Origin of the sequence: Corynebacterium sp. MSK310 (genome assembly GCF_030227355.1) — a bacterium.
GTDB lineage: Bacteria > Actinomycetota > Actinomycetes > Mycobacteriales > Mycobacteriaceae > Corynebacterium > Corynebacterium rhinophilum.
The window spans coordinates 1-9,826 of record NZ_JASPFZ010000027.1 but is presented as its reverse complement, the minus strand read 5'-3'; the positions used below and the strand labels follow the sequence as shown (position 1 = coordinate 9,826).

Annotated in this window: 6 protein-coding genes and 3 pseudogenes; 2 read left to right on the top strand and 7 right to left on the bottom strand. The window is 58.7% G+C overall.

Annotated features, from left to right (window positions below; translation table 11 throughout):
- Positions 1-197: pseudogene (locus tag QP891_RS11390) on the bottom strand (transposase); the annotation flags it as partial.
- A gap of 73 nt (positions 198-270) precedes the next feature.
- On the opposite strand from QP891_RS11390, the pseudogene QP891_RS11385 reads away from it, so the two are divergent.
- A pseudogene (locus QP891_RS11385) lies at positions 271-686 on the top strand (transposase); the annotation flags it as partial.
- Between the two features lie 54 nt (positions 687-740).
- Here the strand turns inward: QP891_RS11385 and QP891_RS11380 are convergent.
- The 5 genes and pseudogenes from QP891_RS11380 to QP891_RS11360 all read right to left on the bottom strand — a co-directional run bounded on the left by QP891_RS11380 (position 741) and on the right by QP891_RS11360 (position 7,382).
- Positions 741-1,450, bottom strand: a pseudogene (locus QP891_RS11380) (IS6-like element ISCef5 family transposase).
- A gap of 404 nt (positions 1,451-1,854) precedes the next feature.
- The gene (locus tag QP891_RS11375; RefSeq protein WP_284771325.1) at positions 1,855-3,228 is read right to left on the bottom strand and encodes an NAD-dependent succinate-semialdehyde dehydrogenase; all 1,374 of its coding nucleotides are present in this window, start codon (positions 3,226-3,228) and stop codon (positions 1,855-1,857) included.
- Between the two features lie 122 nt (positions 3,229-3,350).
- Positions 3,351-4,556, bottom strand: a complete 1,206-nt coding sequence (locus QP891_RS11370) for an oxygenase MpaB family protein (RefSeq protein ID WP_284771324.1) — start codon at positions 4,554-4,556, stop codon at positions 3,351-3,353.
- Positions 4,557-4,589: 33 nt separating this feature from the next.
- A complete protein-coding gene (locus QP891_RS11365) occupies positions 4,590-5,966 on the bottom strand; it encodes an oxygenase MpaB family protein (RefSeq protein ID WP_284817075.1) in 1,377 nt (458 codons plus the stop codon).
- 57 nt (positions 5,967-6,023) lie between these two features.
- The gene (locus QP891_RS11360) at positions 6,024-7,382 is read right to left on the bottom strand and encodes an oxygenase MpaB family protein (protein ID WP_023030419.1); all 1,359 of its coding nucleotides are present in this window, start codon (positions 7,380-7,382) and stop codon (positions 6,024-6,026) included.
- A gap of 404 nt (positions 7,383-7,786) precedes the next feature.
- On the opposite strand from QP891_RS11360, the gene QP891_RS11355 reads away from it, so the two are divergent.
- The gene (locus QP891_RS11355; RefSeq protein WP_284771322.1) at positions 7,787-8,839 is read left to right on the top strand and encodes a PDR/VanB family oxidoreductase; all 1,053 of its coding nucleotides are present in this window, start codon (positions 7,787-7,789) and stop codon (positions 8,837-8,839) included.
- A gap of 76 nt (positions 8,840-8,915) precedes the next feature.
- On the opposite strand, the gene QP891_RS11350 is transcribed toward QP891_RS11355, so the two are convergent.
- Positions 8,916-9,749, bottom strand: a complete 834-nt coding sequence (locus tag QP891_RS11350; protein WP_284771326.1) for a DMT family transporter — start codon at positions 9,747-9,749, stop codon at positions 8,916-8,918.
- Positions 9,750-9,826 lie beyond the last annotated feature (77 nt).

The following is a 9,826-nucleotide window of genomic DNA, read 5'->3' as shown; positions in this document are numbered from 1 at the left end:
GTGCGCGGCCGTGAGGTGGTGTAGCGGCGGATGACGCGTTGTGCATGGACGAGACAACGCTGAATCATCGCGTTTGGTCAGCAGGCTTTAATCGCGGTGAGTGCGCCTTGTCCGCCGTCGAGGACGACGCAGAGTGGTTCGGCGATTTTGCGAAGTAGCTGCGTGTATGCGTGGGCTGTTTCGTGTTTGGTCCAGTGCGGACCTGACCCCTATTCGGTGGACACCTGATATCCAGCCCAGTCGAGCTGGGAAGAAAGGTAATCTACCACCATGTCCAGGTACTCCGAACAGTTCAAACGCGATGCCGTAGCCCTCTATGAGAACAACGAGGATCTCTCGCTGAACTCAGCATCAGCTGAGCTCGGTATCAACCGTGCCTCGCTACATTCTTGGGTCAAAAAGTACGGCACTGGCAAACGTGCCCGCACGAAGGCCGTGCACGATCAAGCCCAAGCGGCGAATGATTCTGCGCGAATCCGTCAGCTGGAAAAAGAAGTCTCTAAGCTGCGCGAAGAACGCGACATCCTGCGTAAGGCCGCGAAATATTTTGCCGAAGAGACACGCTGGTGATCCGCTTCCAGTTTGTCTATGACCACCGAACCGAGTACTCGGTCAAGCGGATGTGCCACGTGTTAAAGCTGAATCGTTCCTCGTTTTACAAGGGTGCTGTTGCAAACTTCAGGCGGAGAGCCGTGACGACCCAGTCTTCATCCTCTGATGCTCGCTGCGGGTCGGCGTTCTCAGGCAGCCTCGAACACCCGGCTGACGATCACCGCATCCGGGTTCGGTTGCCCGTAGGCAAACATCGCGCCCTGGCCTTTCCGTAATGAGTGCATCGCTTCCATCCCTTTCAACGTCCGGTACGCCGAGGTCCGGTTTTTGAACGCCCCCTTCGGTCCGAGGATCCGTTTCAGCCGCCCATGATCTCCTTCAATGACGTTATTGAGGTATTTCACCTGCCGGTGTTCCACGGTCTGCGGGCAGATTCCCTCTGACTTCAACTCGGCGATTGCCCTGGCCAGGGAGGGTGCTTTATCGGTGTTGATCACCCGCGGGAACCCGGTTATCGTGTTCGACCTCAAGGTCTTGGCCAGAAAACGCTTCGCTGCGGCGACGTTACGCTTTGGGGACAGGTAAAAATCCAGGGTATGCCCACCCGCGGTGATGGCCCGATAGAGGTAGCACCACTTTCCCCCGACCCGGATATAGGTCTCGTCCACCCGCCAGGACCGGGCCTGCCAATCCGGGACTTGTCGGTACCACCGGGTCTGCTTGTCCAGCTCAGGAGCATATTTCTGGACCCAGCGGTAGATGGTGCTGTGATCGACCGGTACGCCGCGTTCGGTCATCATTTCTTCCAGATCGCGGTAGCTGAGCCCGTAGCGGCAGTACCACCGGACCGCCCACAGGATGATTTCACGGGGAAATGACGACCGGAGAAGATGCCCATGGCTGTGATTATTTCACGCAGGCCTTCCTGTCGCCCGAACTTTGCAACAGCACCTATCAAGATCAGACAAAATCGTCAGCACCCGACCAACGGGAGCATCGGTAGTGATTCCTGCACTAGTCGACACGACGCCTCACCACCTCTTGTTTATCCTGGTTTATAACTGTAACTTGTTCGACCCCAGTTGGAGGAGCAGACTACATCCCACCCAGCCCCGCGCTGAGCGGGATTTTTCGCATGCGTCACACAACTTGAGTTTAGGCCAGGTTCCGAAAGTCGCAGCGGTTTAACCGGCACTGCGGACAGCAAAAGGGGCCTAGCCATTCAAGGCTAGGCCCCTTCCCTACTGCACTCTATGCGCTCACTGCAGGCGCAGGAAGCGCTGAGCGAGCGTCAACGAACGATTAGTCGTTGATGTAGAGGTACTGCTTGTTCACGAACTCGTCCAGTGCGAAGACGGAGAGCTCGCGGCCGAAGCCGGAGTTCTTGACGCCACCGAATGGCAGTACTGGGGAGAAGTACTGGCCCAAGTTGACGTGAATCATGCCGGTCTCGATCTGGTCAGCAACCTTGGTGGCGCGCTCGGTGTCATCGGAGAAGACAGCACCGCCCAGGCCGTAGTTGGAGTTGTTGGCCAGCTCTACGGCTTCCTTCTCGGAGGAAACCTTGTAGATCTCTGCTACTGGGCCGAAGAACTCTTCGTAGTAGGAGTCGGAACCAACGGGGACATCGGTAAGCACGGTCGGCTCGTAGTACGCAGCGGTCTCGTGCAGGTTGCCGCCGGTGCGAACCTTAGCGCCGTTGTCCACAGCGGTCTTGACCTGCTTATCCAAGTTCTCTGCTGCTTCGCGGGAGGACATTGGGTAATACTGGTTCTCGCCCGGCTGAGTTGGGTCAGCCTGCTTCATACCCTCTGCAATACGGACCATTTCATCGACAAACTCATCGTAGATGTCTTCCATGACGATGATGCGCTTGTTGGAGGTGCAAGCCTGGCCAACGTTCTCGATGCGCTTGACCCAAGCTTCCTCGGCAGCCTTGGTGACATCGGCTGCATCCAGGATGATGTAGGGGTCGGTGCTGCCAAGCTCCAGCACAACTTTCTTCAGGTTGCGGCCGGCGATCTCCGCCACAGCGGCACCAGCGCGCTCGGAACCGGTCAGGGATACGCCCTGGACACGCTTGTCCGCGATGATCTCCTCAATCTGCTTGTGGTCAGCGTAAACGTTGATGTACACGCCCTCTGGCAGGCCAGCCTCGCGGAAAATCTCCTCGATGGCTGCAGCAGACTTCGGGGTAATTTCGGCGTGCTTCAGGATGATGCAGTTGCCGTTCATCAGGTTCGGGCCGGCGAAGCGGGCAACCTGGTAGAAGGGGTAGTTCCAGGGCATGATGCCCAGCAGGGTACCAATAGGCAAGCGGCGGAGGGTGGCCTTACCGCCTGGCACGTCAACCGGCTGATCCTTGTTGTGCTCTGGGGCGTTGTCTGCGTAGAACTGCAAGATGTCGCCGGAGAAGTTAATTTCCCACTCGCCTTCTGGGGTGGACTTACCCATCTCCTCTGCGGCAATCTTGGCCAGCTCGCCTTTGCGCTCCTTGAGCAGCTCCGCTGCGCGGGACACAATCTTGGCGCGCTCCTCAATGGAGGTCTCGCGCCAGGTCTGGAAAGCCTCGTTGGACTTAGCCAGCACCTCTTGAATCTGCTCATCGGTAAAGGTGTCGAACTTCTCTACTACTTCGTTGGTAGCGGGGTTAGTTACTGCATAATCCTTGGACATTATTGTTCCCTTTCTAATTGGATTCTTGGAACTAATGTGGCGACGAGCACACTCTGTGTTCGCCTGCCACAAGAGTACTTAAGTTTTATTAACTGCGTCACCCATGAATGTGGGTGATTTGTTTAGGAGGCCGCGACGACCGAGCCATCCTTCATCTTGATACCCTCATCCTGCTTCATGTAGGTGGCATCGCGGGTGAGCATCTGGCGCACCGCCTCCTCGTTCTTCTGGATTTCCGCCTCGAGAGCCTCCGGGTCTTTACGGAGGAGATCGAAACGTTCCTGCACCAGCGGTGCCTCCATTTCCAGGATGGGGCGCATAACCGAGTTGCCCACACCGCAGGCATCGGCGACCTCATCGCCGTGAATGATGCGCACGTGCGCGGCGGTCCAGTCCGCTAGGGTGTCATCGGGCATGCCCGTGAGCTCCTTGGCGTTGACGACGAAGCCATCCATGAGGGCATCGACAAGCTTACGGGCCGACTCGTTGATCTCGCCGTCGACGGTGTGGATGGCATCCATGGTCTCCTGGGAGGCCTCTACTCCATCCTCGCCTTCGAAAAGGTCCGCAGAAATGCCCAGCATGCGCCCGGTAATCTTCCACAGGTAGAACGCGTCCTTTTCCTCTTCCGCGGTGAGCTTCCAACCCATGTTGCGCAGGCCGGCGTACGGAATATAGGTGAAGTCGAACCAGGTGCGCAGCATGTCGAACTCGCTGATTGGTGCACCGTAGTGGGAGTAGTCCAACTCCTTGCGGGTGTGCACGCGCCGCACGTGAGCGTGGATGGCGCGCACCATGCCGGTGTGGATGAAGCCTTCGCCGCCGGGCTGCAGCGCATCCGGCAGGTAGAGCGAATAGGTCCAGTTGGTGGTGTAGGCAAGGCGCTTGACGGCGCCATCGGTAAGCTCACCGGTGTTGACCAGCAGGTCCGCGATCGCCGGGGTGGAATAGGTGTGGACCAGCGAACCTGGGCCCAGCGCTAGGCCGTGGCTGAGCGGCGGGATGGACAGGTAGACGCGGCGGCCGCGCTCCAGCTTTTCGGCGTCGATGCCGTCAAGTGCCTTGGTCATGTCCTCAATAAGGGCGGCAACCTCGGGGAAGGTGTCCTCGTTGGCGGTGCCGCGGGCAAGGGCATCGCGCAGGTTAGGCATGATTTCCTTGACCGTGTGGCCGCTGGTAAATAGCGCATCGGCCACCGGGTCCATCTTCCAGAAAGCCTCATGGTAGCGGTCTGCGCGCTCTTGGCCGAAGGTGGCGATGAATTCATCCTTATCGCCGCGGCCTGCAGGCCACTCGCCGACGGTACCTAGGGACATAGTGTTAGTCATGGTGTTCTCCTCTGAGAATGTTATGGGTTTGGGTTAGCTGCGAGCTTCTTTAGAGTCATCGTGCAGCGTGTAATCGGACTTGGTCTCGGGCTCGTTTTTCGCGATGTGCGCCTTAATCACCGCGGTGACATCAGACCATGGCGGCTTATTCTTATTGGCACGCTTAATCTTTGCCTTTTGCGCACCCGGCAGCTTGTCCCGCAGGCGGGCAACCTTGGCTTCTGCCCGCGCGGCGCCTCGGTACAGGATGGCCCACGGCTTGTAGTTCACCTTTTCCCAGCGCGTGCCTTTGACCATGAACTTGGTGTCTTCCACGCCGCAGATGGTGGTCAAAGCACCCAGCGCCAGCTTGGGGACCAACGGGTGGATGGTTTCTAGAATGCTCATCAAGGCGGTGGCCACGCGCTCGTGATAGGTGGAGGAATACCCGCCATTGGCGTAGATGAAATCCGTCATCTTGCGCATTTCATCGCCAGTCTTGGGGATGAGGCGCTCTTCGGCCCCCATCATATAAAGGATGTATCCCCAGTACTGGGCCACATCGTCCCAGTCCTGGCCGGAGTGGGGGCGGCCAAAGCGCTCGTCGATGGCCAGTGGCATCATCCCGAACCAGCCCTCACCGGAGACCAGGAAGCTGGAGCCAATTGGCCGGCCGAATTCGTTGTAGTGCTCCTTGCCCCACATCTTCTCCAAGCCGCGATTAGCTTGGGAATGCAGCAGGCGCACGCCCACGGCGGCCTTGCGGCCTTCACCGAAGCGGTCGAAGACGTCCTTCTTGCCCAAATCCGTGAAGAATTGCGCCGTTTCAATGGAGCGCTGCATAGCCTTGAACTCGAACATCCCGGTCTCACCCGTGGCCGCCGACGTGCGGTCCTCCATCGTGGTGGCCCAGTACGCGAAGGCAATAGCCAGAACCTCTGAGGTGCGTGTGACGTTGTAGTAGGCAACGCGGCCGCGCTCTGCGGCCTCGAGATCCAGCCACTCCGGAATGCGGTCTACCTCTTTAAAGAAGTCCACCAGTTCCGGGGCCGGGTTCTCTACCGTCTCGATGCCGTGGTTGAGCGCCTGCTCAAACTTGGCGCGCGATTCCTTGGCACCGTCGCGGCGGAAGGCTTCCGCCAGCTTTTCGCCGGTCTCGTCGGTCTGCCACATGTGGTCATCGAGAAGCTTGGTTTGCAGGCTATCGTAGCCTGCCCACTCATCTTCTACCGTGTGCCAGGAGTCAAAGACATTGTGCCGAAGCTCCGACCAGCCTGGCGTCGCGGTGCGACGCTTCGGCGCCGGGCGCAGGTCCATGCCATCGCGGTAGAAGTAGCGGAAATCCTCATAGGGATTATCGGACATGGGCAGAACCTTTGGTTCCGCCTGCGACGTGTTGGCAACGTCAGAAGTATCTGTGGAAGCAGTCATTGTGTTTTATTCCCTTCCTTATTATTAGGCCTTGGTAACTAGCAGCAAGCGCAGAGGCTAGTTCCGGCGGGCTTCCTTGGAGTCATCGTGCAGGGTCCACTCGGCCTTGACGTCTGGCTCATGGTTGTTGATGTGCTCTTGCACTTCCTCCAAGGCATTGATCCACAGCGGGCGACCTTGCGCGGCGTTGTGCTTTTTGTATTCCTCCGCGCCCGGCTTTTCATCGGCTTCGCGGGCTTCCTCTGCCTCTGCGCGCGCCTTGGCTTCAAAGTCTTTGGCTGCCTGGGAAAAGTCCATATCGGCCCAGCGGGTTCCTTCCACCATAAACTTGGTGTCTTCTTCTCCCACTAGCGTGGCCAGCGAACCCAACATTTCCAGCGGAAGGTCCGGGTTCATCTGCTCCACGATGGACATCAGTGCCGTGGCCACCCGCTGGTGGTACGAGGAAGAACGCCCGCCGTTTGCGTAAATAAAATCGGTCATCTTGCGCATTTCATCGCCGGTCTTGGGGATGATGCGTTCTTCGCCGCCCATCATGTACAGCACATATGCCCAGTATTGGGCGACATCGTCCCAGTCCTGGCCAGAGTGCGGGCGCCCGAAAAGCTCGTCGATGGCCAGTGGCATGAGCGCGAACCAACCCTCACCGGAGACCAAGAAGCTGGAGCCAATCGGCCGACCGAATTCGTTGTAGTGCTCCTTGCCCCAAAGCTTTTCCAGCCCGCGGTTGGCCTGGGCGTGCAGCAAGCGGACGTGGACTGCGGCCTTGCGGCCTTCGCCAAAGCGGTCAAAGACGTCTTGTTTGCCCAGGTCCACGAAGAACTTGGAGGTCTCCAGCGCGCGCTGCATGGCCTTGAACTCAAACATGCCCGTCTCACCGGTGGCCGCAGAGGTGCGGTCTTCCATGGTGGTGGCCCAGTAGCCAAAGTTGAAGGTGAGAAGATCCGCGCTCGGGGTGGCGTTGTAGTAGGCAACGCGCCCGCGCTCGGCGGCTTCAAGGTCGATCCAGTCTGGGATGTTATCGACCTGCTCGAAGAAGGCCACCAATTCAGGCGATGGATCCTCGACGGTCTCGATTCCTTCATTCAGCGCCTGCTCGAACTTTGCGCGCGATTCCTTCGCGCCATCGCGGCGGAAGGATTCTGCCAACGCGGCACCCAGTTCATCGGTTTGCCACATGTGATCATCGAGCAAACGAGTCTGCTGGGTGTCGTAGCCTTCCCACTCGTCATGAACGGTGTGCCAGTGGTCAAAAATATTGTGGCGCAGGGTGGACCAGCCGGGTTTGTCCACGCGGCGCTTCGGCGCCGGGCGCAGGTCCATGCCATCGCGGTAGAAATAGCGGAAATCCTCATAGGGATTATCGGACATGGGCAGAACCTTCGGTTCCGTCCGAGTATCAGTAGGAGCAGTCATGGGGAGTAAACAACCTTTCCAATCTTGGTGCCGCACCACACACATTTCCTGTTTATGTGGTGTAGTTCACCATTTAGCTGTGCCCGTAAGCCTATAGAGACTTTGCTCGCAACTGCAATGAATTTTGAATCCAATTTTCTGGGAAATTTCTGGCCGCCAACGCCGCTACTACGCTCACCTTCACAGCACCTATCCCCTCCTGCGTAAATACCAAAAATGGCCATCTTGGCAGATTTTGCAAGCCTTCTGCCTGCTCACCCCATATAGGTGTACTAGGCGCACATCCGTCCGCTATGCGAACGCGTTTGTAACCTGAATCTCGCTACAGGCTGTACCATGACGTGCATTACATACAGTGGATTGGCACTGAACTACAGTCACGAAAGTGAGGTCTATTCACCCCTATGCCAAGTTCTCCTTCTCAACCCGCGCCCCAGCTTGCCGATGCCCCCTCCACCACCGCCACGGTGCACAATATCACCGCTGTAGCGGAAGACCTTGCGGTCATCGAGTTTTCACTGGACGGTGATGCGCAGCTCACGGATTACTCCCCCGGCTGCCACGTCGATATCACCCTCCCGGGAGCTAACGGTGAGATGCTTACCCGCCAGTACTCGGTTTTTGAGATGGCCGGTGCCTCTTCCCCTGCTGCTGGCCAACAGGAACGGCCAACGTATGGAGTCGCGGTAAAGCGGGAGAAAAACTCCACGGGTGGCTCGATTGCGATGCTCAAACTGCGCCGCGGGGATAGCTTTAAGATTTCGCAGGCATTCAATAACTTTGAGCTCGTGGCACACGCCGGCTACTACGTTCTTGTTGGTGCCGGAGTGGGCATTACCCCCATGCTCTCTATGGCCCAATCCCTCGAGCGCGAGAACAAGCCGTATATCGTGCTCTTTTTCGCGCGCGATAGCCACCACGCGGTACTGCTCGAGCAATTGCGCGAGACCTGCGGCGATAAGCTCATTGAAGTCTTTGACCGCCCGCGCGACAAGCAAGCAGATATCTACCGGCACCTGCTGGGCCAGGCGCCAAAGGAGACGGCCTTTTATGTCTGCGGCCCGCAAGGATTTATGGATTCCGCCAAAGAAATCGCGCTCGACTACCTACCCGATCACGCCTTTCACTGGGAGAACTTCCACCCCGATCTCAAAGCACTGTCCGGTGAGAAAAACGCCGGGGCCGGCGACGGTCCGTTCGAGGTGGAATTTTGCGGCGAGACGGTACAAATCCCAGAGAATAAGACGGTCCTAGAGGTCCTCGAGGATCTCGATCTGCCCGTAAAATCGCGCTGCCTGGAAGGCACGTGCAGCACCTGCCTGATGCGCGTGGTCGAGGGCGAACCAGATCACCGCGATTCCGTCTATGACGCGCAAATGTATGCCGAGGGCGCCTTCGCGCCATGCGTCTCCCGCGCACTAAGCCCCAAGCTCACCTTAGAGCGCTGGCGGCAATAACCCTTCGCTCCCCCACCCTGGCCGGGAGTGGGAGCGAAGGGGGAAAGAAGGGGGCATCGGCAAGCGCGGCACAGCTCTAAAGGGCGCGCACCATAATCACGCCGATGATGACCAAGACCAAGCCGATGATGCGGTGGACCGGCGGCAGGCCGCGCTTGGCATTGCCCCAGCCCAGCGATTCAATGACCTGGCCACAAATGATTGAGCCCACCAGCGAGCCGATGACCGTCGTGCCAGTGCCGATCATGGGCGAAAGCGTCGCGCCGCCAACCACAAAGAGCGCGCCGAGCACACCGCCGAGCCACATCCACCAGGGACCTGGGGCGATACCGCTCAAAAGGGCACGACGGGGAGCCTTCCACCCCAGGGTGAGCAGGGCCAATAGAATCACGCCGACGCCCAGGGAAATGACGCTGGCGGGCATGGGGCTATGCAACGCACCTCCCAGGTAGCCGTTCACAGCGGTTTGGGTGGCAGAGCCCATGCCGATGAGCACACCGAAGACACGCCACAGCCACAGCGAAATCCCGGTGGCTTGCGCACGCGTAGTGACGGCACCCCGGCCTATTTCTAATACCAAGGCGATGCCGCCCACAACGATAAGCGCGCCAAGGACGCGCAGCGGGCCGACCGGCACCAACGGCGATTCAAAGAGGCCGGTCAGGTCATAAATTAGGCCCATCGTTACCTGGCCCAAGATGGGAAGAATGACGGTCTCTACGCTGCCGATGCGCGGGAAGAACAGGATATTTCCCACGATGAAGGCCACGCCCATAAAGCCGCCGAGCCACACCCACCACGGTTGCGCAGCCGCCAGCGCTAGGTCCGGTATCGCATCACCGGTGACAATGAGCGCGAGGATGGCGGAGACGGCAAAGCCGATAATGAAGGAGAAGAACCCGGCGGCGATGGGTCAAGTCCGTTTGAGTGGTGTTTCTACCTTTCGATAGAGCATGCAGTGTGATGGTGTCAGGGGCCAGCACGTGC